The sequence below is a fragment of the uncultured Jannaschia sp. genome (assembly GCF_947494055.1).
GTDB lineage: Bacteria > Pseudomonadota > Alphaproteobacteria > Rhodobacterales > Rhodobacteraceae > Jannaschia.
On sequence record NZ_CANLTR010000170.1, the window covers coordinates 1 to 583 of the forward strand.

Below are 583 nucleotides of genomic sequence, written 5' to 3' on the forward strand. Positions count from 1 at the left end.
CGCGAGGAGGGCGACGTCACCATCATCCCGATCGTCGAAGAGGTGATGGTGCGGCGTTACCGCATCGTCGAGGAACTGCACTTGCGGCGACGCAGCGAGACCGTCGAGGTCGAGGAGACCGTCACGTTGCGTCGGCAAGACGTGCAGATCGACACGGCGGATCCGGGCATCGATACGCCTGCTTCCGCGGATTCCCCGGGCCGAGACGAGGTCCCGACCTGAAGAGCGGCGCAGTGCGCGGGGCCCGATGACGCGGGTCGCGCGCCCTGTTCCGAAACCGAAGCAAACGAGATCATCGAAAGGAGTCCACCATGAGCCGGACCATTACAGCCATCTACCGCACCGCGGATGTCGCAAACCTCGTGAAGCGCGAGATCGAGGAACTCGGCGTCGCCTCGCATCACGTCGAGGTGGTCGGCGGGGCCGACAGGGCCAACGATATCGGCCATCTCAATCTGCCCCACGACGAGGCCGTCACCTACCGGGATGCCGTGCGTCAGGGTCATTACGTCGTGTCCGCCGAAGTGGACGACGACCGGACCGACAGCGTGGCCGAGATCATGCGCAATCCCGAGCAGGGCGT

2 protein-coding genes are annotated in these 583 nt (G+C 65.4%); both read left to right on the forward strand.

The genetic code is table 11. From position 1 onward, the window contains the following. The coding region (locus Q1A87_RS23695; RefSeq protein WP_299657324.1) for a hypothetical protein at nt 1-222 on the forward strand (222 nt) is incomplete at its 5' end. An 89-nt stretch (nt 223-311) separates the two neighbouring features. Further along, nucleotides 312-583 (forward strand): hypothetical protein (locus tag Q1A87_RS23700; protein ID WP_299657327.1); only part of this gene is annotated, 272 nt, incomplete at its 3' end.